The sequence below is a fragment of the Streptomyces albipurpureus genome, from assembly GCF_023701525.1.
Classification (GTDB): domain Bacteria; phylum Actinomycetota; class Actinomycetes; order Streptomycetales; family Streptomycetaceae; genus Streptomyces; species Streptomyces albipurpureus.
The window spans coordinates 421,152-444,144 of the sequence record NZ_JAMQAW010000002.1 but is presented as its reverse complement, the minus strand read 5'-3'; the positions used below and the strand labels follow the sequence as shown (position 1 = coordinate 444,144).

Annotated in this window: 11 protein-coding genes and 1 pseudogene; 5 read left to right on the top strand and 7 right to left on the bottom strand. The window is 69.0% G+C overall.

The genetic code is table 11. The features are described 5' to 3' along the window. Nucleotides 1-144: 144 nt before the first annotated feature. From NBG84_RS02960 to NBG84_RS40985, 4 genes are all read right to left on the bottom strand, one after another. Nucleotides 145-645, bottom strand: a complete 501-nt coding sequence (locus NBG84_RS02960; protein WP_250917630.1) for an SsgA family sporulation/cell division regulator — start codon at nucleotides 643-645, stop codon at nucleotides 145-147. A 1,127-nt stretch (nucleotides 646-1,772) separates the two neighbouring features. Then, nucleotides 1,773-3,182, bottom strand: a complete 1,410-nt coding sequence (locus NBG84_RS02955) for an SPFH domain-containing protein (RefSeq protein WP_250917629.1) — start codon at nucleotides 3,180-3,182, stop codon at nucleotides 1,773-1,775. Nucleotides 3,183-3,193: 11 nt separating this feature from the next. Further along, on the bottom strand, nucleotides 3,194-4,621 hold the full coding sequence (locus tag NBG84_RS02950; RefSeq protein ID WP_250917628.1) for a peptidoglycan-binding protein: 1,428 nt from the start codon (nucleotides 4,619-4,621) through the stop codon (nucleotides 3,194-3,196). A 1,099-nt stretch (nucleotides 4,622-5,720) separates the two neighbouring features. Next, on the bottom strand, nucleotides 5,721-11,495 hold the full coding sequence (locus tag NBG84_RS40985; protein ID WP_250917627.1) for a DUF11 domain-containing protein: 5,775 nt from the start codon (nucleotides 11,493-11,495) through the stop codon (nucleotides 5,721-5,723). Between the two features lie 587 nt (nucleotides 11,496-12,082). On the opposite strand from NBG84_RS40985, the gene NBG84_RS02940 reads away from it, so the two are divergent. The 3 genes and pseudogenes from NBG84_RS02940 (at nucleotide 12,083) to NBG84_RS02930 (ending at nucleotide 14,389) form a co-directional block, all read left to right on the top strand. Then, the gene (locus tag NBG84_RS02940) at nucleotides 12,083-12,226 is read left to right on the top strand and encodes a hypothetical protein (RefSeq protein WP_250917626.1); all 144 of its coding nucleotides are present in this window, start codon (nucleotides 12,083-12,085) and stop codon (nucleotides 12,224-12,226) included. Continuing rightward, nucleotides 12,219-13,289: pseudogene (gene manB, locus NBG84_RS02935) on the top strand (mannose-1-phosphate guanylyltransferase); the annotation flags it as partial. The gene NBG84_RS02940 and the pseudogene manB, both read left to right, overlap by 8 nt. 524 nt (nucleotides 13,290-13,813) lie before the next feature. Further along, complete coding sequence (locus NBG84_RS02930; RefSeq protein WP_250917625.1) at nucleotides 13,814-14,389, top strand: acyltransferase family protein; 576 nt, start codon at nucleotides 13,814-13,816, stop codon at nucleotides 14,387-14,389. Between the two features lie 181 nt (nucleotides 14,390-14,570). On the opposite strand, the gene NBG84_RS02925 is transcribed toward NBG84_RS02930, so the two are convergent. Further along, nucleotides 14,571-15,992: a dihydrolipoamide acetyltransferase family protein gene (locus NBG84_RS02925; RefSeq protein WP_250917624.1), complete on the bottom strand. Its 1,422-nt coding sequence runs from the start codon at nucleotides 15,990-15,992 to the stop codon at nucleotides 14,571-14,573. Beyond that, nucleotides 15,992-18,178, bottom strand: a complete 2,187-nt coding sequence (locus NBG84_RS02920) for an alpha-ketoacid dehydrogenase subunit alpha/beta (protein ID WP_250917623.1) — start codon at nucleotides 18,176-18,178, stop codon at nucleotides 15,992-15,994. Before NBG84_RS02920 ends, NBG84_RS02925 begins: the two co-directional genes overlap by 1 nt. A gap of 183 nt (nucleotides 18,179-18,361) precedes the next feature. Here NBG84_RS02920 and NBG84_RS02915 point away from each other — a divergent pair, with 183 nt between their 5' ends. Both NBG84_RS02915 and NBG84_RS02910 read left to right on the top strand, forming a co-directional pair. Then, entirely contained in the window at nucleotides 18,362-18,889 is a 528-nt protein-coding gene (locus NBG84_RS02915; RefSeq protein WP_250917622.1) for a VOC family protein, read from the top strand. Between the two features lie 14 nt (nucleotides 18,890-18,903). Beyond that, nucleotides 18,904-19,644 (top strand): GntR family transcriptional regulator, encoded by a 741-nt coding sequence (locus NBG84_RS02910; protein ID WP_250917621.1) that lies wholly within the window; start codon nucleotides 18,904-18,906, stop codon nucleotides 19,642-19,644. A gap of 167 nt (nucleotides 19,645-19,811) precedes the next feature. On the opposite strand, the gene NBG84_RS02905 is transcribed toward NBG84_RS02910, so the two are convergent. Then, nucleotides 19,812-22,325: a SpoIIE family protein phosphatase gene (locus NBG84_RS02905; protein ID WP_250917620.1), complete on the bottom strand. Its 2,514-nt coding sequence runs from the start codon at nucleotides 22,323-22,325 to the stop codon at nucleotides 19,812-19,814. Nucleotides 22,326-22,993: the final 668 nt, after the last annotated feature.

The window sequence follows — 22,993 nt, the reverse complement described above, 5'->3', positions numbered from 1 at the left end:
CACCCGGCCGGGTGGGCACTCATCCCTGTCGAACCGAGTGCCGTTCCGGCCGACGCCGGATACCGATTCCGCTCACGCCGCCCATGCCCTGGTGTGCCCGGCTGGACCGGTGCGTGCCCGTCCATCTGTGCGTGAGGATCGTCGTCAGCCGTCGCCGTCCGGGGAGTCATCTGAGGGCTTGGGCGCTTCCTTGCCGCCGGCAGGGGACTGGCCCCGCGCCCACAGGCCGTCGGTCGGACGGGGCGCGAGAAGCTCGGCGAGACTGAGGTCAAGGTTCAGCCCGGCGTACTCGGTGCCCGCGGGAACGGCCAGCAGTGTTCTTTCCAGCCAGATCGACACCACAGTGGCCGACGTCTCCAACAGTGCGTCACCGTCGGGAGTGCTGAGCGCTATCAGCACCACGCGCCGACCGTCGGCTCTGCTCGGCCAGATCCTCACATCCCCGTCTCCGCAGGGCTGGAGCAGGCCTTCAATGAGCAGCTCACGGGAGAAGGCCCACGTCAGGAGGTTCTCGGTGCCGATGTGGAAGGTGAGATGTACGGCGTACGGGTCGTCCGTGCGGTAGGTGAGCCGGGCGGGCACTGGGACTTTCAGCTCGGCCGACAGCACCACTTTGAGTTCCAGCTCGCGTACGACGACGTGCATGGGGTTCTCGAATCCCTTGTTGGTACGGGCCCGGGAACCCGGGCCTTACATGGAGAGAGCAGGGTGCCGCGCGACTATGACGCGACTTTTACCAATAACTTTCTGTAATTCTTTGGGGGCGATTCGCCTGGTGGCTGGCGCGACATGTGGCTGGCACTGCACCGAGCCAAGGTGCTCTGCCGCGCCGTGGTCTGGCGGGAACCCCGTGGCCGTCCTTGGTGACGGTGTCGATCGATGCCGGTGTAGCGGTCTGCTGGTGGCGATCGGGATCAGTGCGGTGCCCGCACCTGCTGTTCGGTCAGTCTGACTCCCGGAGGTCCGACAGGGGGACCAGGGCCGGTTGGACGGTTACCCGGCCCGAAGCTGTGGCGGCCGGGACGACTCCTGGGGATCGCCGGCCGCGGGAACGCCACCCTGTGCGGCAAGCCGGGTGACAGCGGAACTCGTGCGAAGTAGTTACGGAGAGTGACAATAGTTGCCCGCTTCTAGGGCTCTTCGCTGAACTTCGCAAAGAGCCCTGGGGTAGTTGGGTCTGGCATGAGCTGGGTTGACCTGGGGGTGTCGGCGGGTGGTGAGGGGCGGCGGTCGGCGGCAGAGGTGGTGGTGTCTCGGGCGGTTTCCCCGCGCCCGATCGGGCGGTCCTGGCTCTTGTCGGCGGGGAGGCCGGTCAAGGGGGTGACCCGTCGGCCGGTCTTCGACTCCGGGCGCTTCCTCGGGAGGTGTCCTACCGCCCGTCGGATCGCTGCCGCCGTTGATCGAGCCGATCGAGTCGATGCCGCTCGTGGTGCGGCCGAAGCGGCTGGCGCATCCGCGGTGGCCGCGTTCGCTGACGGGCCGGGGGAGCGGAGGGGGGAACTCGCACCAGGCTCTCTCCCGTAGCCACAAGATCACCCGGATGGACTTGGCCTCGGTCGCGTTGTCACCGGTCATCGATGCATCTTCCGTGATCAGGAGTTACGCCCAACGAAATACAGCCCGCGCTGACAGCCCGTACCCGGGTACGGAGCGCTCCACCAGCCACTGCTGGGCAGGGGAACAACCGCTCCGTCAGCGGCGCGGGAACAGCGCGACCAACCAGGTGCCAGTCGCACCCGAAGAACCACACCCCCAAGGGGTGACGCCCCCGACTAGGAGGGCGATGGAGTCCCTCGACCCGTGTAGAAGGCGACGGTCAGATCCTTGACCAGGGCCTTGCGCTCGTAGTCGTCCAACTCGACCAGCCCGCGAACCGTGAGTCTGGTCACCGTCTCCTCCACGGAGTCGACAACCGAGGTGAGCACCGAGTCCCGGTGCAGCGCGTCGATCGCCGCGACTCGCCGTCGTTGCATCGCCGCGGCGACCTCCGGCGCGTACTCGATCCGTATCGGCTGCGCGGAGAACACCTCAAGGCCAACAGGCTTTGCGTCCAGAGCGATCCGCTTCGTCAACGCGTCACCGACCGCCTCGGCGTTGCGCAGGGTGGGCGCGTCCTCGTGGAAGGCGTCCGTGGGCAGTTGCGACAGCACCCGGGCCATCGCCGATTCCACGCACTCCCGCAGATACTCCTGGTGGTCCTCGACGGCCAGGGTGGCTCTCGCCGTATCGCGGACGCGCCACACCACCAGTACCACCACACGCAACGCGACCCCATGCGCGTCCACCGCCGGCATCGCCTCATTGCGCCAGTGCCGCAACCGGATGTCGACCCGGCGGCGCAGCAGCAGAGGGTTCACCCACATAAGACCCGTCCGCCGAACGGAGCCCCGGTACCGGCCGAAGAGGGTGAGCACCCAGGCCTGGCCGACCCGGCCCCTCGCGAGACCTCCGAACCCGAAGATGGCGAGCGTTCCGGTCAGGGCGAGCACTGCCCAGAGCCCGGCACCGAGGGCCGCGGACCCGGCGGGGGTGGGGCCGGAACCGAAGGTGATCGTGTTGAGCCAGGTGCCAAGGGCCCCTGCCTCGTCCCCGTACTCGGGCAGCCCGAGCAGTGTGACGGCGACCGATGGCAGTGCCCCGGCCCACCACAGCGCGACCACCTGGCCTGAGAGTCCCGCGAACCCGGCGAGGACTCCGACCGCCCCGGGCAGCGCTCGGGCCAGCCGCTCCACGGGTGCGGCATCGGTGACCGGAACTGTTCGCGAATCGCCCTGCTTGGCTGGCGCGGTGGCTCCCGGCCGCCCGGCGCCCGGTCGATCGGGGGACCCGGTGGGGGTGCCCGAGCGGAGCGCATCGGGGCCGTCATGGGACCGCGCGGTGTCCGATGGGCGGGGAAAGGGCCCGGGGGTGAGGGTCCGAGGCTGCTCGGCGGTGCCCCGTCGTCGGCTCACGGCTGTGGGCGCGGCCAGGACGGAGGTGCTGGTGGAGTCTTCGCGGAACAGCAGGTGCACCGGGATCTGGGTGGTGGCCTCGTTGTGGATCAGCCGCTGGGACCGGGAGCCGATCTCGTCCTTGCCGAGGGGGCGCCGTTGCAGAGCGGGCTTCGGGGGCTTCGCCGACTGAGGGTTCGGCGGGCGGGGGGCTTGGGGGGACCCGGGCGAATGAGGGTTGGCCGGGCTCATTTGCGCATCCGTCATGAGAACAGTCGCCGCCAGGTCTCAGGGCCCGGGTAGCCGTTGGCGGCGCTGCCGCGCCAGCCCTGCGCGCGCTGGAACGCCTCGACATTGCGTCGGTCGCTCTCGCTCCAACGCGGCCCGGGACCCTCGGTGTAGTACTTTCCGAAACCCTTCCGGGTGAGCTGCTTCCCGAGCAGGGCGACGTAGGGGTTGCTCTGTCCTGGACGGAAGTACGCCGCTCCGGGGAACGTCTGGGAGGTGGGGGGTGTACCGGGGTTGCCCGTCGGGTTCCCGGGACCCGAGCCGCCGCCACCCGTCCCGGGGATGTCCCGGCCGGTGCCTTTGACCAGGTACTCCCAGGTCTTCGGGCCGGGGATGCCATCAGCGGCCGAGCCCGTCCAGCCCTGGGCCTTCTGGAACGCCTGGGTGGCCGAGCGGTCCGCCTCACCCCAACGCGGCCCCGGACCGCTGCGGTAGTAGCGGGAGCCGCCGCGCTCCACGAGCATCTGCCCCAACTTGGTGACGTGTTTGTTGTTGGCGCCGGTGCCGAACGCCGAAGCACCGGGGAACGCCGTCCCGCCCGGTTCGGGTGCTGTGGGGCCGGAGCCACCACCGGCTTTCAGCCCCTTGTAGCGGTAGGGGATGTAGCGGCTGGAGTTGTTCCAGTACGCGTAGGGCGTCACTTGCTTGCGGGTCTTCGGCGGAGCCTGTTCGTAGGCGATGTAGCGCTGGCGGGTGTTGTCGGCCCAGCCGCCGAAGATGGTGACGTGTGACCCCTTCCCCGGGTCCGCCGGGTTGTGGAACAGGAGCATGTCTCCGGGCTGCAGCTCGTTCTTGGATATTCGGACGCCGAAGTTCGCCAGGCTCCCGGTCCACTGGTTGCTGCCGAGGCCCCAGGCCATCGAGATAAAGCCCGAGCAGTCCTGGCGATACCCGTCTGACCAGTACTTCGACATGCTGTACGGGATCTTGGCGTTCACCCACTTCGTGGCCCGGTTCATGATCTCGGCGCGGGTGGTGGTGCGCGACCCCGTCGACCCCGTCGACGCCGGCGCCGACGTCGCCGTCGATGCCCTGGCGATGTTGTGGAGGGGGCCAGTGACACCCTGGGGCGAGGGCGGGTTGTCGTTCGGGGCGGCGAGTGGGGCGACCGCTGGAGCCGCCATGGCGGCGCCCCCGACGGTCGCCGCCATTCCGGCTCCACCGGTCGCCTGTCCCTGACCGAGCGGGCGGTGGTCGGCTGCGACCGCCGTCAGTTCCATACCGCTGAACACGGTGCTCGCCGTCGCCGCCAGAACGATCGCGTGCCGCCGGGCGCCGTGCGCGGCCGGGTTCCCCCCAAGACGAACTGGTAGGCCGCGTGATTGAGTCCGCCGCCAGTCGGCACAACCGGGGCAGTCACAGTTGCTCGCGGGTGTCACCTCATCGAACACAGGAGCGTCCAATCGATTCCCCTCACACACCGGATTGACCTCGCCGCGCAACTGCGCAGGCGTTGGTTCTTCAACCGTCCGCAAGCGGGTCTGCGGGGGCGTCAGATTCTTAGCTATACGTACATATCGCACATTGGACATCTAAATTGATGCACAGTCGGACATGCAAGACTTCAGCACCATGATGGTACGTCAGATTCCGCTTAGCTCCATGATCGGGATAGCGAATCACGTAAGGGGCAAAGGTCACTACTGGGCAGGGTTGAACCAGAAGGGACATCTATGATCAAGTGGTTACGCAAGTGGCGGTGCAACACGGTCATTTCAGGACTTCCCGCGTTCTGGGCCTGTCGTGTGCCGCTACCCACTGGTCCCGGACGCCCCCGTCCGGAGCCGGGCGCGCTCCCTCTTGGGGACCGGACCCCCCCGTCCGGACACGTGGCCCGGCAATGCCGGTCCCGGGGCACCCCCCTGCTCTGGGACCGGCCTCCGCATGAGCTGAATCCCTCGCCCACCGGAGGTGGAACTGCGGGTCCGTCAGATGCGCGGCACCGACCCGATGCGCCCCAGCGGAGCGTGAGCCCGTGGCATGGGCCCCACTCGAACGCGACAGATCGAGTGCGGTGTTCCCGGCGATCGTCGATGGGGTGGTGAGCGATGCGCCTGACCGGCCCCTGCCGCCGTGTCATGTGATGTCCCGCCGCACAACCGAGCACGGCGGCGGCAGGCGTGTGCGAGCGCCGAGCATGACGAGGTCGCGCCCGGCGCCCCACCCACGGCCGGACCGCTCGACTACGGCAGTTCGCTGCTCGGTTCCATCGGGGCCTGGACCTCGGGCCCGGTCAGCGGGCTCAGTCATCGGGCCTGTGCCGCAACAGCGCCACCGGGGGTCGGTAGAGCGGAGCCGGATCGGCAGGTGACCCATCCCGAGCCGGGGCGCCGGCCTTCCGGACGCCGCCCCGGTCGGTGTCGGTCGTCAGGACGGCACAACCACCGCTCCAGGATGCTGCCTTCGGACACCGGGGTGTCCGGCCCGGCCACGGTGGCTCGACGCCGGACACCCTCTACTACCCGCCGAGACCTCCCTCCCTCGGCTACCGCACCGGACGATTCACCAGGATGAGGCGCGGAGTACTCGTCGCCGTCTGACGCTGAGGACCGTCGCCGCGCCGGTGACGAGCGCGAGAAGACCGAGTGCCGCGATGGAAGTGATCTTCGTTCCGGTGTTGGCCAGCCAGGAGTCGGGTTTCGGTGTGACGCTCGTCGTCACCACGCAAGCTCCCCCCGGCAGGTCGGACGGTTTCGCCGGACATGCCTCGGGTTGCTCACCCGGCCGCGCACCCGGTCCGGTGCCAGGGCCCCCGCTCTGGCTACCGCCTGAACCCGAACTCGGCATGGAGCCGGGGTGTGTGCCGGGGCTTCCGCTCGTTGCTGTGCCCGGTCCGGTGCCTGTTCCTCTGCTTGGTCCGGTGCTTGGTCCGGCGCCTGGTTCGGTCCCTGGTCCGGGGGCTGGTTCGATGCCGATCGCGGAGAGGCTGTTGACGATCTCCGCGCCCTTCGCGGCGGTCTTGTTGACCGTGACCGAGTAGGTGAGGGTCTCCGCTTCGCCCGACCTTATGGGCGCGGACCACAGGAGTCGGGTCTCGCCGACGACGACCGTGCCAGCGCTCGCCTTCGCCTCCTTGCTGAAGCCGGCGTGTCTGAGGACTCCGGTCATATCGTCGGAGACCGTGGCCGGGTCGCCCGCGACGAAGTCGGCGTCACCGACGTTTCTGGCCGTGATCGTGTAGGTGATGGTGTCACCGGGATGGACAGGCCCCCTGGTGTCGGCATCCTTGGTGAAGTGGAGTTTGGGGACGGTGATATCGGTGCAAGCGCTGGCCGTTGCGATCACCGTGTCCGTCGCGGACAGCTCGACGGCGCTTCCGTAGCCGCGTCCCGCCGGGTACCCGCACCGGACCTCCTCCGTGAGCACATCGATCGCCCTCGCGCGCGCCGTCACCGTGACCCGGTAGTCACGGGTCCCCGGGCCCGCCGCGGTGGCGGCGGGAACGCGGTCCGCGCCGGTCAGCAGCGCGCTGTCCGGTGTGACAGCGGCTCCCCTGATGGTGCCGAGGCCCGCGGTGAACCCCGGGTTCACCGGTGCCTCGCCGGTGTCGGCGGTCACCGCCAGGACCTTGACTCCCTTCGGGAAGGCCAGCCGGTCATCGAGCCGGTAGCTCAGCCCGGTGGCGGGCGCGGTATGGGGGTTGGTCACCGTGATCCGATAGGGGATGCTCCAGCTTCCGTCCTCGTTGCGCGTGGGTTTGCCGTCCATGGTCTTCGCCAGGGACGGTTTGACCGGCTGGGCGCAGACGTCGGCGGTGCGGGTGGTTGAGTCCGCGAGGGTGATGGTGGCCTGGTTGGCGAACCCGCTGTCGGCACCGCCCACACAGATTCCGGCGGCGGTCCCCGCGAGGCCATGGGCGTCCGCTGTCACCGTGAGAGTCCACCGGTGAGTGGTTCCGCCCGGCAGTTCGACATCGGCGGCAACCGCGCCGGAACCGCTCCAGCTCTGCTGCGCGGTGACACCGCTCGGTGTGCTGGTGACTTCTGCTGCGGCGATGTCGATTCCGGCGCCGAATCGGAGATCGTCGGCCAGGTCGTAGCTGACCGGCCGTTCAGGGTTCGGGTTGGTGACGCCGATTCCATAGACCGCGGTCCAGGTGCCGTTGTCGTTCTGGGTGGTCGAGTCGACCGTCTTGGTCAGGGTCGGGGCGAAGCCGTCGCTGGTGGCGGCACACGGCACACCGGTTGCGTCCCGGCCTGTCGTGCTGTTGCACACGGACCCGGCCAAGCCTCCGAAGGCGGCGTTGTCCAGGGTTCGGTCCCCGTCGCCGCCGACGGTGACCCGATAGGTCAGTGTGACGCTGGCCCCCGCCCTCAGCGGTCCGGACCAGCTCAGGATGCCGCTGTCCGGGTCTGCGATCGGTTCCATAAAGCCGTCGCTGCCGGTGGCGGACCCGGACCCGGCCGTATAGGCCGCGTCGTCGAGTACGCCCGCCAGGTCGTCGGTCACCACCGCCGGAGTCGTTTCGGTGTAGTCGGCGCCTCCGGTGTTCTTCGCGGTCACCGTGTAGATCACGGTGTCCCCGGCGCTCACACCGGCCGCGGTGATATCCGAGGTCTTGGTGAGGGCGAGCATCCGCAACTCGTCGGTGTCCACGGCGGTGGCGCTGAGTTGCGCGTCCTCATCGGCAGGGTCGGGCGCGGCCACCCGGGCGGTGTTCACGACGGCACCTGTCGCGCCCGCCAGGACGCGGACCGTGACCTCTACGGCCGCGGTGGCGCCGGTACCACCGTCGGGCTTGTCTCCGTCCGGTGAGACAGCAGCCGCGGGGGCGAGGTCCGGGAGCTGCCAAGTCACGGTTCCGCCGGGCCGTTGGCCGTACGCGTCCGCCGCGCCCTGGTCGCTGACCCTGCCGCCGTCCGTCGCGGAAACGAATGCCAGGCCGGCCGGGAGGGTGTCCGTCACCATCGCCCCGGTGATCTTCTCGGCCGGCAGCAGACTCGCCGCCGTGAGGGTGTAGGTGTACTCCTCACCTGCGGAGACCGCGGTGCGCCCATCGGTCTTCGCCAGTGAGAGGCCGGGCGTGGCGACCTTGGACTGAAGACACCCGGTGGTCTCGTTGTTGGCGGGTTCCGGGTCGTACATCGGCCCGGTGACAGCAGCCGGTACACAGATCCGGCCCGCTGCTGCGGGCACCACGGGGACGTGGAGAGCGACCGGAACCCCCTTGCGCAGGGTGCCTGGTCCAGCCCCGTCCACCGGGGCGCAGGTCAGCGTTACCGGTCCGTTGAGCGGGCTGGTGGCGGGATCGGCGGTGCAGTCCCAGCCGTTGGGTTCCAGGTCGGTCACCGTGAGGCCGGCCGGCACACTGACCGCGACCCTCGCCGGGGTCTGACGCGATCCACCGCCGTTGGTCACGGTGAAGGGCAGCACCCCGGGACGGCCGACCTGGAGCGGCAGACGATCCGGTACCGACACCAGCAGATCGGCCTCCTGGGTGGTCGCGCACACCGGGCGCGGCTCCGCGGGCAGCGTCTGGGCACTGTCCAGGGCCACCGAGTTGCAGGCGACCGCATCCGCGGCCGCACCCGAGGCCACAGCCGCGGTGAAACTGAAGGCGGCGGTCCCACCCGGGGCGAGGTCGCCCGGTACGGTCGCGCGGATCGCGTTCCTTCCCGACGCGACCGGCCCCCAGTCGTCGACCGCGCCCGGTGCGGCGGGGTAGACCTCGTCGCGTTGGGGGTTGGTGGAGGCGGAGTAGGCGAGTGTGAGGTTCGGCGAGATGCCGGACACACTGCCCAGAGTCTGGCTGAAGGTGCTCCCACGAGGTGTGGAGGCGGTTCCGGAGCTGGTGCCCTTGTCGCCGGCATACGGCAGCACGTCATAGGCGACCACTCCGCTGAGCGTGGTGTTTCCGGTGTTCTCCAGTGTCACCCGGTACCGGAGGTCACTCGCCGTGGGCGACACCGGGACCGCCACATCCGGATTCGACACCCATACGCACCCGTCCGGTGCGCCAGCCGTCGGCCGGCATATCTCCTTCAGCGCACTCAGGCCGTCCGCGGCCGAGACGTTCACCGTCTGCGACGCACTCGCGAACCACTCCGCCGTAGCACCGTCACCGTCGACATCCGGCGCGTCCTGCACCGCGCTCCCATAGGCGGCCTCGACGTCTGTCCAGGTGTGCCGGGAGTCTCCCATCCAGGTGTGTGCAACGCTGCGAGTCCCGGCCGCCACCGAATAGCCTGGCCGCGCCACCACGGCCAGGTTCGGCCAGTTGCCGTTCTCACCGAACGAGACATCGTTGGGCCAGGTGGCCACGACCACCTCACGCGAGGAACCACCCACGGTCTTCGTCGTGTGGTCGAACGTCACACCGTCCGGGACGGTGCCCTCCGCGAACGAGGCGGAGTCGGGTTTGATCGTCCATCCCACCGGCGCGATGAACACATACTGCGGAGTGATGTTCACCTCGCCCGGGATGTTCGCCGTCCTACCGCGCACTCCGAAGGTCACGTCCTTGCCCGGCACTGCGTTCCCACCGCCCTCGACAACTGCCGGCGAGGGGAAGTCAGCGGTGAAGTCCGGGCTTCGCCTGGGTGTCTCACGGAACTGGATGGTTCGGGAGACTGGGCCGAGGCCCATCGCGGTGAGGCTGCTGTCCGGCCATGACATCGTTGCCGTCGCTGTGTTGGTGCGCTTCCCGCCAACCGGGGCACTCGACGAAACGGTGTAGTGGAAATACGCGTAGAAGGGGGTCGATCCGGTGTCGGCCGGGCGGCTGTGCGGTGGCGCGAGGGTGCCGCTGGTGATCTTCGCCTTGGTGAACCAGGTACCGGCGGGGGCGGTGACCGACCCGTTCGAGGTTCCGGTCGTGCCGTTGTTCAGCGTCCACGCGATCGTGGCGGCGGGGGTGGTGCTCGACGTGGTGATCCTGTTGGCGCGTGCGTCGGCCTGGTCGAGTGCGTCGTCCTCGATGACCGCGACGCCGGGGAGGTTCGACTGGTTGCGGGCCGTTACGGTCCAGTTGTAGGTGTTGTCGGCGAACGGAGCGAGGGCCGCACCCGGGGTGCACAGACGGGTCCAGTCGTCACGGCCGCTGGCCGGGCAGGTCAGCCCGGTCACATCCGGCGGAACGTTCACCAACCTGGTGCCCCCGCTGGAGGCGTTGTTGGTGCTGTCCTTCGCCAGGTCCGCCCGGGGGAACGGGGCGTAGCAGGAGACCGGGTGAGACATCTCCTGCGACGCCGTCTTCGTGGTGCGATCCGGGTCGAGGTAGGTGACGGACGCGTTGACCTGGTGCGTCACGGTTTCCTCGAAATCGCAGCCACCGGGATCGGAGGTGAACTTGCTCGCTGGATAGTTCACCGTCACGGTGCGGGTGTAGTACGGCCCGCGAGCGGTCCAGCCACCCGCACTGCTGGACCAGCCCCAGCCACCCGCGGCCAGCGCGTCGGGCGCGTCCTTCGTACCGAGCGACCAGGTGATGGTGTGGGCCGCGCTGTCGTACACACCGCCGCCGGTGCTCGCCACGTACACGGCTCGCGGGTCCAGCTTCTCGACCACCGTGTAGCTCCCGGCGGCGACCCACTGCGATGTCCCCGTGATGCGGGAAGCGGCGAGGCGCGCGAACGAACCCGAGCTCATCTGAACGTTCCAGGTCACCCTGGCCCCGGCCTTGACCGACCCAGGACTCGACTGGTTCACCCCCGGGTTCGGGACGGTGTTCGTCCAGGTCACCGGCTGGGCATCGGCCTTCGCCGGACCGACCGCGCTGGACGCACTGATCGTCGCCGACATCTGGATCTTGAATCCGGACGGGTAGTACTGGGCCGGCCGAGGCGTTGTGTAGGTGCCCTCCGCGAAGATGTCGTAGACGACCAGGAACGTTCCCGACCGGCCGGCGGACAGCTCACCCAGCCTGACGGTCTTGCCCGTCACGTCCGTGCCATCGATCGACGCGCCCGGCAGCCCGGCCGGAGGAGTCCAGTTCCCATAACTCAGCATCGGTTCGGTCGACAACCCGTACGGGTCCCGCTGCGACGGCGACAACCGCACCGTGGTGTCCGCGCAGTCAGCGGCCGCACAGGAGTACGCCACCTTGTACGCCACCGAGTCGCGGTGCGCGCCGAACGAAGCGTCGGACTGCGGTGCCGATGTGGCCGAGTCGACTGCTTCGATGGAGACATCGAGAACCGCCGTACCGGCGGCCTGCGCTGAGGTCGCGGGCGCGAACAGCGGCGCGAGCAGCCCCGCCAACACCGCGAAGACAGCGGCGAAGGCCAGCGCGACCCGAGGACGCTTCACCGCCTGCCCGACGGCAGTTCGATGGGACACCTGTTCCCCCTAGAGGACTCACCGCACGAGACGATGCCAAGGGGGGGCCGTGACCGACCGGTGGCAGCCCCACTTCCGGGCGCCGCTCGGCACTCCGCCGCGCTGGAGGCCGGCGACACAGGAGGTCGACTGGCTCAAGACGCATGCTTCCGCAACTGATGGAAAGTCAGACATTACAAGCGCGACAGTCCATGATCAATAGGGTATGGGGTAAAAAGCATATAACCGGATGCTGTACCCCTACAGGGTGCTATAGCCGGAAACGCCGGTAGGAGGCGAGTGGAGGACGTGCCGCTCGCCCTAAGTGATCACTTCTGATGGCTTTGGTGGGCAGCTCCGCTGTATGCCGTAGTTTGATCACTTTTTGAGCACGGCTTGACCCCTAGTGCATACCTTCTGTGCGTAGATGCCAAAATGGTTGGCTGGTATGTACCGCATGGGAGGGATCTGGGAGCCAGCCCGCGTAGGTACGCCGTTCTGGAAGACGCCGGAAGGTGAGGTTTCCGGTGTGAGGGAGCGGGAGTGGCTGCTCTGCCGCGCCGGCTGTTGCCCACCGGCGCCGCACTCACACGGAGCTGAACTTTTCCATGGCACCTACAGTCGTCGACGGGGTTCGCACCCAGTCGCGTCACCGCGCGAAACTCGCGCGGCGCACCGCTGAGTGGAAGCCGGGCATCCTGCCGTTCCGCTGCCGTTCTGCTGCCGTTCCCAAGGCGTACTCCCATGTCTGAAGCAATCCTCCTGGTCGGTGGCCAGGGCACCCGGCTTCGGCCGCTGACCAGTCACACCCCAAAGCCGTTGCTCCCCGTGGCCGGCGTGCCGTTCCTCGCACATCAGTTGGCACGTGCCGCTGCCGCAGGAGTCACCCGGATCGTGTTCGCCACCTCCTATCTCGCGGAACTCTTCGAGAGGGCCTTCGACGGTTGGGACTTCGGGCTTGAGTTGGTGTACGCCACAGAGCGGGAGCCGCTGGGCACCGGGGGCGCGATACGCAATGCCGCCAAGCATCTGACCTGCGATCCCGGCGATCCGGTGCTGGTCTTCAACGGCGACATCCTCTCCGGTGTGGACATCGCCGCACTGCGTGAGGGCCACCGCGGCACCGGCGCCGACGTCACCCTCCATCTGACACGCGTATCCGACCCACGCGCCTTCGGTCTGGTGCCGACCGACCCCGACGGCCGGGTGACGGCCTTCCTGGAGAAGCCGCAGACCCCGGAGCAGATCGTCACCGACCAGATCAACGCCGGCTGCTATGTCTTCACCCGCTCGGTCATCGACCGCATCCCCGCCGGTCGTGTCGTGTCCGTGGAGCGGGCGACCTTCCCCACCCTGCTCGCGGAAAACGCTCTGGTCAGGGGTGTTGTGGACGACACATACTGGCTTGATCTCGGTACCCCGGCCGCGCTCGTCAAGGGCTCCGCCGACCTGGTGCGGGGCCGGATCGACTCCCCTGCCCTGCCCGGGCCAACGGGTGACGCCCTTGTGCTGCCGGGGGCTCGGGTCGACCCCGACGCCGTTCTGAGCGGTGGCACCGTCGTCGGCGAGGGTGCGCGGATCTCCGCGGGCGCCGTTGTCGAGGGCACGGTCGTACTGCCCGGTGCGCGGATCTCCGCAGGTGCCGTGGTCTACCACTCGGTGATCGGCCGGGACGCTGAGATCGGTGCGGGAACAACCGCGGACACGGTGGTCATCGGCGACGGCGCCCGAGTGGGCTCCGGCAATGAGTTGCCTCCCGGGCTGCGCATCGGCTGTGGCGCGACCGTCGACGACGAGAGCGTACGCACCTCAGCGGCGCCGACGCTCTGCCCTCCGCGCACTGCCCTGCCCTCAGGAGTACGTCATGCGTCGTCAGCCGCCCGCTGATCCCTCGGGGCCCTATGGCTACGATCAGTACGGCAGGCCGACAACGCCCGATCCACGGCCGCACCCCTCGGAAGAGCCCCACCCCACCTCTCCGGACCCGCAGGGGTACATACCGGAGCAGCCGTACTCCGGTGACCCGCGGGGGGTATGCATCGGGGGAGGTGTATTCCGGTGATCCGCAGGGGTACATACCGGGGCAGCCGTACTCCGGTGACCCGCAGACATACGGTCCGCAGCCTCAGCAGTACGCGCCGCAGCCGCAGCCGCAGTCGTACAGCCTTAGCCGTACGTTCCCGATGGCCCCCTCCTCGTAGCTGAGCCGCGGTCGGAACCGCGGTCCGATGTCCCGGCAGTGTCGAGCACACCGGAACCCAATATCTGAGGCACCGTCAACTGAGGCACCGTCACCTATCGCAGAGCCCGAGCCAGGGCGGGAGCCAGAGCCCGAACCCGTGCGGTCTCGCTTCGCCGCGGTCGATGGTCTGCGGGGCGTCGCGATCCTCTCCGTGCTGCTCTACCGCACCGACTGGTTCAGCTACGGCCTCTTCGGTGTGGACGCCTTCTTTGTGCTGTCCGGCTTCCTCGCCACCCTCATCCTGGTCAGAGAGGTGCAACGGCACGGACGGATTCGGATCGGACGCTTCTACCTCCGTCGCTTCAGGCGATTGTTCCCCGGGTTGGTGATCACCCTCGGGGTGGTCGTGGCCATCGCCTATGTGGCCAGCCCGGTCAAGGAAGTCCGAGCCGTTTCCGACCAGGCGATCGGCTCCCTGCTCCAGATCGCCAACTGGACACAGATCTCTCGCGGAGACGCGTACGGGGACCACTTCGAACAGCATCCAGCCGCTGTCCGCGATGTGGTCGCTGAGCATCACCGAACAGTTCTATGTGGTGTGGCCGTTGGTCCTGATGGCGGCGTTCGGGATCTTCCGCAAGCGCGTCCTGCCCGTCGCGGTGCTCACCGTTGTTCTCCTCGGCGCTTACGCGATGGTGGCCCCGCTGCTGTGGACGCCACTTCCCTGAGGTAGTCGGAGGGTCGCGCGCGTCCGTTGTGACACTCGGTCGGTCCCGGGCCCGGACGGCCGATCAGGGAACCGGTCCATACACCCCACTGCCCCGGCCACGATGAGGTGGCCGGGGCAGTTCTCAGCTGGAGCGGTTGGTGGCGTTCTCAGCGATCAACCGCGCTCCGCCGATGGTGAGCCGGACTCAGAGCAGGATGCGCATCGGGTGCTCGATACGTGCCTTGAACGCGCCCAACCACTGTGCGGCGAGTGCCCCGTCGAGGACCCGGTGATCGCCGGAGAGGGTGACGGTCATCACCGTGGCGGAACTGATGGTCCCATCGTCGTCGACCACCGCGCGACGCGTGGCGGCGCCCACCGCGAGGATTCCCGCATGCGGGGGATTGATGATCGCCCCGAACCGCTCGATCCCGTACATACCGAGATTCGACACGGTGAAGGAGCCTCCTTCGAGCTCGGACTGGTTCAGCCGGCCCTCGCGGGCCCGGCTGGCCAGGTCGGCGACGGTGCGGCCGATGTCGCCGATCGAGCGGGTGTCGACGTTGCGGACGACCGGGGTGACGAGTCCGCCGTCGATGGCGACCGCGACCGCCACCGACACCGAGGCGAACCGGCGGATCGCATCCGAGGTCCAGATCGCATTGGCCTCGGGCACGTCCTGGAACGCCCCGGCGACAGCCTTCAGGACGAAGTCGTTGACGGACGGGGTGGGCGCGCCGGGGCCGATGTCGGCCTTCATGGTGCGGCGCAGCTCCAGCAGCGCGTCAACGCGGCAGTCGACATCCATGTAGAAGTGGGGAACGGTGCTCTTGCTCTCGGTGAGCCGTCGGGCGATCGCCCGACGCATACCGGTGTGCGGCACATCGGTGAACTCGCCGTCATCCGCCCGTGGCGCGGGCCGGGTCGTGCTCGCGCCCGCTGTGACCGGCGCGGCCACGGGCTGGGCCTGGGGCGCGGCCGGTTGCGCGACGGGCGGGGCGGCGCTCTGCGCGGTACCGCCGGCCGCGAAGCGGTCGAGGTCGCGGCGGACGATGCGACCGCCGGGGCCGGTGCCGACGACGGTGGTGAGGTCCACATTCCGCTCGCGGGCGAGCCGTCGCACCAGCGGGCTGGCGAACCGGCGTTCCGGGGACGCAGCCGGCGCCGCCGAGACGGAGGTCCCGGTTGCCGCCGACTCGCCGGAACGGTCCGCGGGTGCCTCGATCCGCACCGGCAGGATCGCGGGTGCGGGTGCGGGTGCGGGTGCGGGTGCGGGTGCGGGCGTGGGCTGGGCTGTTGGGGTGGCTGGGGCGACGGCATCGCCTGTGCTCTCGGACGCCGCTCCCGCCGCTCCGGACGCCTCGGCCAGCGCCTGCTCGGCCGATTCCCCCGAGACGGCCAGCACCATGATCGGGGTACCGACCGTCACCGGTGCGCCGAGCTCGATGAGGAAGCCCGCGACCGTGCCGGTCTGCTCCGACTCGTAGTCGACCGCCGCCTTCTCGGTCTCGATCTCGGCGATCGGCTGTCCGACCGACACCTCATCGCCCGGCGCGACATGCCAGCCGATGACGATGGCTTCGGCCATGCCGGTCAGGATCTCCGGCATACGAATGACGAGGGCCATCAGTTGCCTCCCATGGCGGCCAGGCTGCGCTGGAGCGCGGCGGCGATGTCATCGACCTGGGCGATGGCTGCGGCTTCGAGCACCCGGGAAATGGGAGCGCTGGCCTCACCACCGGTGACGCGCTCGACCGGCTGGTCGAGCCAGTCGAAGTAGCGGCGCTGGATCTCGTCGGCGAGCCATCCGCCGTAGGAGGTTCCCTGCGCGCCCTGTTCGACGATCAGTACCGCGTTGGTCTTGCGGATGCTCGCGCCGATGGTGTCCCAGTCGAGCGAGGCCCGGTCGAGCCATCGCAGGTCGATCAGGTCCGCGTCCGCTCCGGTCTTCTCGATCGCTTCGGCGGCCTTGTGCACCATCGACAGATAGCTGATGACGGTGATGTCGGAGCCGGTCCGGCGCAGCGCGGCCACTCCCAGCGGGAGTTGGTAGTCCAGATCCTCTTCGGGGACTTCCTGCGACTGCCCGTACAGGTCGACGTGCTCGATCACCAGGACCGGATCGTCAAGGGCCATCGCGGTGTTGAAGAGCCCGATGTAGTCGGCCGCGGTGGAGGGGGCGACGATTCGCCAGCCCGGGCTGGTGGCGAAGATGCCGGCCGGGTCCATCAGGTGCTGTGAGCCGTAGCCGCTGCCCATGGCGACCTTGGTGCGCAGCACCAGCGGGACGGCGCTCTCACCGCCGAACATGTGGCGGGCCTTGCCGATCTGGTTGAAGACCTGGTCGGCCGCGACCCAGAGGAAGTCGGGGTACATGAACTCGACGACGGGCCGGAACCGGCCGTCCAGGGCCATGCCGGCGCCCAGGCCCGCGAAGGCGTTCTCGCTGATGGGCGTTCCCAGTACCCGGTCGGAAGCGACCTGTAGGGCCCGCTTGGTCACGCCGTTGGTTCCGCCGCCGAGCCGGTGGACGTCCTCGCCGAGGACGACGATCCGCGGGTCCTGGTCCATCCGACGGCCGAGAACATCGGACGCCGCTGTGACAAAACGTTTCTTTTCGGTGGGTCCCTCGTAGTGTGCCGGGTCGAGGGTGCGAGCGCCGTCCAGTTCGCTGGCGTCGCCGCGTAGACCGTCGTTGACGGTCGCCGGGTCGGGCCAGAGCGCGGGAACGATCCGCCGCTTGTCCCGGGCGTCCGGATCGGTCTCCACGAGCTCGTCCGCGAGCTGTCGCATCGCGGTGGTCGCCTGCTCGCGCACTCCGGCCGCCATGGCGTCGTCGAGCAGGTCCAGACGGGACATCTCCCGCTCGACCTTCAGCAGGGGGTCCCGCTCGCGCCAGGCCGCCTCTTCGTCTTTGGTGCGATAGCCGAAGGCGCTGCCGGTGTAGCCGCCGTTCTGGTGGAAGAAGCGGTAGACGTCGGCCTCGATGATGGTCGGGCCACCGCCGCTGCGCATCAGTTCCTCGGCCTGGGCCATGGCCAGGTGCACCGCGAGCGGGTCCATCCCGTCGACCCGCCAGGACGGAATGCCGAATCCGAGACCACGGCCCGAGAGCCGCTCTTCACGGGTGACCTCGGCGACCCGGGTGGAGACGGCGTAGAGGTTGTTCTCGATGAAGAAGCACAGGGGCAGGTCCCAGGCCGCGGCGAGGTTCATCGTCTCCAGTACGGAGCCGATGTTGACCGCTCCATCGCCGAAGTAGCTGATGGTCACGTCATCGGTGTCCGCGTGGCGCTGCGCCCAGGCGTTGCCCGCGGCGAGCGGGACGCCTCCGCCGACGATCGCGTTGCTGCCCAGCGCGCCGGCTTCGAGCCATTGCAGATGGATCGAACCCCCGCGTCCCTTGCTGAAGCCCTGGGCGAGACCCAGGATCTCCGCGAGCGTGCGGCGCAGCACCGTGCGCACGTCCCCGTTGACGAGGTCCGCCAGGTCGACCGGGCCCTTCGTCACGTGTGAGAGGGCCTTGGCGAGGAACTGGTGGTGGCTGCGGTGCGAGCCGTTGATGCCGTCGGATGACCGCAGTCCGATCGAGGAACCGACCGCCCCGCCTTCCTGCCCGATGCTCGAATGGGCCGGGCCGTGCACCAGCCCCTCACCGGCGAGCTCAAGCACCGTCTCCTCGAAGGCCCGGATCAGGTGCAGCTGGGCGAGCATGCCGCGCAGCAGGTCCGGATCGGCCTTACTCCAGTCCGACTGCGTGGCGGTGAGCTCCACCCAGGGGCTGATCGGGTCCAAACGTCGTTGACGTGACAAGGCTCCTCCGTGACATCTGAGCGCAACAGCACATCGTCGCGCTGTTGAAGCTTCGCCCAACGTAGACCCAATAGAATCCAATCTCAATACTTGGTTTGCTTTCGTGCCGGTTGAAGACCGATATCGGTGGGTCTATTGTATCCAATTCCATGGGAGGGCCCCTGGATGGAGGAAGGAGTGCTCATGTCGCTGCCAGGCCTGAAGGGCACCGAGCACATTGGATTCACCGTTCCTGACCTGGAGGAGGCCGACGCCTTCTTCACCGAGGTGATCGGCTGTGTGCGCGTCTACGAACTCGGTCCGTTCGAGCGCGAGCGCGGCGAGTGGATGAGCGAGCAGTTGAACGTCCATCCGCGCTCGGTCATGCGCAAGCTGTACTTCTACCGCTGCGGCTTCGGGCCGAACTTCGAGGTCTTTCAGTGGGAGTCCGCCGACGGTCAGCGAACCCAGCCGCGCAACAGCGACATAGGCGGACACCATCTGGCGTTCTACGTCGACGATCTCGATCTCGCGGTCGACTATCTGAAGTCCCACGGGGTTCGCGTGCTCGGTGAGCCGGTCGCCAGCTCGAACGCCAGCGCGGGGCAGCGCTGGGTCTACTTCCTCTCCCCCTGGGGGATGCAGTTCGAGCTGGTGAGCTTTCCGCAGGGCAAGGCTTACGAAGCGGGCGCGCCGGTGACACTGTGGAACCCGAACCGCCCAGCAGACTGAGGAGACTGTGCACCGTGAGTGACACCGCCGTCCCGCGCACCCCGAGCAAGCCCGTGACCGGCCGTCCGGCCGACCGGGAGGGGGGCGCCGGACGGCACGGCAACGCCAGCCGCCGTATCGCCGACGGTCTGCGCGCGGCGATCCTGTCGGGGGAGCTGCCCCCCGGATCGCGCATCCGGCAGGAAGAGGTCGCGGCACAGTACGGAGCCAGCCGTATCCCGGTGCGTGGGGCCCTGAACATCCTGCAGTCCGACGGCCTGGTGACGCTGATCGCCAACGCCGGGGCCTGGGTCGCACAGCTGAACCTCGCCGAGTGCGAGGAGGCGTACCAACTGCGCGAGCAGATCGAGCCGCTCCTCATCAGCGCGAGCCTGCCCGGGCTGACCGCCGAGAAGCTCGACCGGATGGACGACCTCGCCGCCCGGATGGAGCGCGCGGCCACTCCTGAGGACTTTCTGCATCTGGACCGCGAATTCCACGACCTGTCGTACTCGGGCGCCGAGACGGTGGTGCTGGCGGACTTCGTCTGCCGACTGTGGAACATGACCCAGCAGTACCGGCTCGCCTTCTACCGGCTCTTCGAAGAGCAGGGCAGCGAGATCGTCCACGATGAGCACCGCATGCTCGTACGGGCGCTGCGGGAGGGCGACGCCGATCAGGCGGGTCTCGTCATGCGAGGACATATCCGCCGGACCCGTCAGGCGCTCGCGCAGCACCCGGAGCTCTTCGACGGCGCCCGGCCTGGGGCGAGCTGACCTCCGACCCGCGAGCGCTTCCCCCTGAAGGCACCCCGGGCCCAGAGGCAGGGGTCGTCCCGGCCGGGACGACCCCTGTGTGAGAAGCGGGTCCATGCGCTGCCAAGGGGACCAGCGCCGGGTCGTTCCATCCGCCCGCCGGTGTCGCGGCCGAAGGGCCGCCCGCCTCACGGGAGGGGCAGCCGCCGGATCAGCAGTACGGCCACGTCGTCGTACCCGGGGTCGGTGAAGGCGTCCGAGACAAGGATGTGGGCGAGTTCTTCAAGGGGGGTCCCGAGAGAGGACGATGCGTCCGCCCTGCCCTCCCCGGCCTCCTTCATCCACTGGCTGACCGCGGCGGACACGGCGGCCACCGCGGTCTCGTACGGGCGGTCGGGCCGGTCGACCAGACCGTCCGTGTAGAGCAGCAGGGTCGCACCGGGTCGGAGTTGGCCGTGGAAGACGGGATACCGGTCATCCGGTGCGTATCCGAGGGGAAGCCCACCGGGCACCTCCAGTTCGCGGACTGTTCCGTCCGGCTCGCACTGGAGCGGGCTGGGATGGCCGGCCCGGACGATCTGGAGGTCTCCGGGCGGGGCGACATCGACGATGCAGCAGGTGGCGAAGCGTTCCGTGTCCAGGCCCCAGAGGGTCTGGTTGCCGCGCGCCATCAGATGCTCGGCCCGGTAACCGTCCGAGGCATGCGCCCGCAGCGCGGTACGTAGCTGTCCCATGACTCCGGCGGCCTGTGCGCTGTGGCCCTGTACGTCGCCGATGACGAACGAGGCGCCCCCGCCCTCGCGCGGCATCATGTCGAACCAGTCGCCCCCGACCTGCATCCCTTCGGCGGCGGGGAGGTAGCGAGCGGCGATCTCGTACCCCGCCAGCCGATCCAGGGTGCGCGGCATCATCAGTTCCTGGAGTTCGGTCATCCGATGGCGGAACAGGTCGGAGAGCCGGGCGCGGGCCAGGGACTGGGCGAGGATGCCGCCGACGGCGGCGATGATGATCTGGTCGTCGGAACCGAAGTCACGGGGTTCCGCGTAGGAGATGAGACAGGTGCCGACCGTGCCGTCCGCCGAGGCCAGCGGCATGAAGACAAGTGCCTGATGGCCCGGGGACGGCCGGAAGCGCTGGTCGGGGAAGCGTTGGACGTACTCCTCGCGGGTGCGGAAGAAGAGCGGATGCCCAGCGCGTAGCGCCGCGGCCATCGGACCGTCGCCTTCCGCTCCGATCAGGCGTAGCCGTTCCATGGTCTCGTCGGGGTATCCGGCCGCGCCCGCGAGGAGGAGCCGTCCGTCGAGCTCGATATGGATCGCGATGGCGTGCGCGCCTAGCTCCGGCAGTACGGTGCCGGTCATGGCGTCAAGGACGTCCTGGGTTGTCAGCGCGGCCGCGAAGGCGCTGGTCACCCTCAGGACGAACTCCCTGCGGGCCTCGCGCCTGCCCTCGCGCTCCCGCTGTTCGGTGATGTCCCACACCACCCCGACCATGCTCCCGGGCTCACCGCCCTCCGTCCGCTCGACCTTGCCCTTGGCCTCCAGCCAGTGGTGGGTGCCGTCGGGCCAGACCGCGCGGCAGACGACGTGGTACTCCCCGGTCTTCATGCTCTCCTCGATCGCCTGCTGCACGGGCGCCCGATCGTCCGGGTGGATGGCGTCGAGGAAGGAGGTGATGCGTGAGTCGAATCCCTCCGATTCGATTCCGAACAGCTTGACCGTGCGTTCGTCCCAGATGAGAGTCCCCGTGCTGATGTCCCATTCGAATGCCCCGATGTTCCCGCTCGACATGGCGAGCTCCAGCCGGGTTCGCCTGCTCAGCCTGCCCGTGGCGGAGTCGGCCACGGGCGCACCGGCGGGCGGGCCGGAGAGCTCCAGCACCAGGAGGTGCTCCAGCCGGTGCGCGAAGACGTCGGCGACCATGGCCAGCAGCTGTTCGTCCTCCGCGGAGAGGCTGCTGATCCGGGCGAACCGCACGACCAGGCCGCCAAGACACCGGTCGTCGACCATCAGGGGCAGGACGACATAGTCCATGGCGACGTTCAGCATGTCGCTGAGGTCGGGATACCGCACCATAAGGTCTTCGGCCACGCCGTAGACGGCCCGCTGCTCGCGTACGGCGGTGGCGAGCGGTAGCGGGGAGTCCGGGGCGACCACGGGAAACCGTTCGATGATCTCCGTGTCCATGCCCCGGTGCCCGGCGAGGCGGAGCCAGCCGTCCTCATCGGCGATGAAGACCGCCCCGGCGTCCGGGGCGATGCCCGCGAGTGCCACATCGATCGCCGTGGCGAGCAGGGTGTCGGCGTCCGGGGAGCTCAGCAGTCGGATGACGCTTTCGCGCAGGGTGGGCCGGGCGGCCGCGGTGGGGGTGTCCGCGGGGTCGGGACGGGTGGTGGACTTCGTGCCGGACGTGGAGTCAGCCGCTGGTGGTGTGCCGGTGGGGCCCACCGCCTCTGTCGTGCTCCGTTGTGTCGCGGCCTCGGCTTCGGGGACGGTGCCGGGCCGGCCCGGTGGGGGCTGTTCGGGTGGAGGGCCCGGCGTGGTGTGGGGCGGGGGCCGGCTCGCCGGATTGGGGTCGTGGGCGGACTCTTGGGCTGACGGTGCTGAGGCGTCGGACGGCCTCACCGGGTCGGGGGGCCGATGTGCGGGGGCGTGCGGCGGTGGCTGGTCCTGATCGCCGGGGCTGCTGCCCTGCGCTGCCACGTCCCACCTCCTCGCTCACCCTGGCGCTCCCGGCCTGAGAAACCCCTGGTCGGCGCCCCGCGCTCCCGCTCGGGCGACACGGTTCCAGCGGACCGGTGACTTGATGGGTCCCTTCGGTGTCGGCGCCAGCGGTTCTGGGCTATATCGAACAGTTTGCTCCTAAGTCGTAGTTTTTGTGATCCGACTGGTGGCATGAGCCGGTCAAGCCTGCGGGGTCAGGCCGCCCTGGCGGGCCGGTTCGGGTCGGGTCGTTTCGGCTGAGCTGTCCGGGGTGGGCGGGGTGGGCGGGCTGTCCCGGGCGGATCGGGCCGTGGACCGCGAAGGACACCGTCGTACTCCACGCCATCCCCATCGGGTGGCCGAAGGCCGGCCTGGGCCCGAGGGCGCCGAAGGGGCGGATCGTCGACCGCCTCGCTGGTATGTACGCCGCCATAGGAGCAGCCCCGTCGGGCAGCCGACCGACCGTTCTGGGAAATGCCGGCTTGGGCCGCGTTCGGGGCGATGAGTCGTGACGCACTGTAACGAATTGTGGCGGAATGCGGCGAGGGCACGGCAGTCTGATGCTCGGGTGGCGTCCGGGGCGTCCGAGGCCGGTGCACTGAGCAGCCGAACGACCCCGTCCGTATCGCCCCGTGCGATGCGTCCTGGGTTCTCGTGTCGTCGCAACA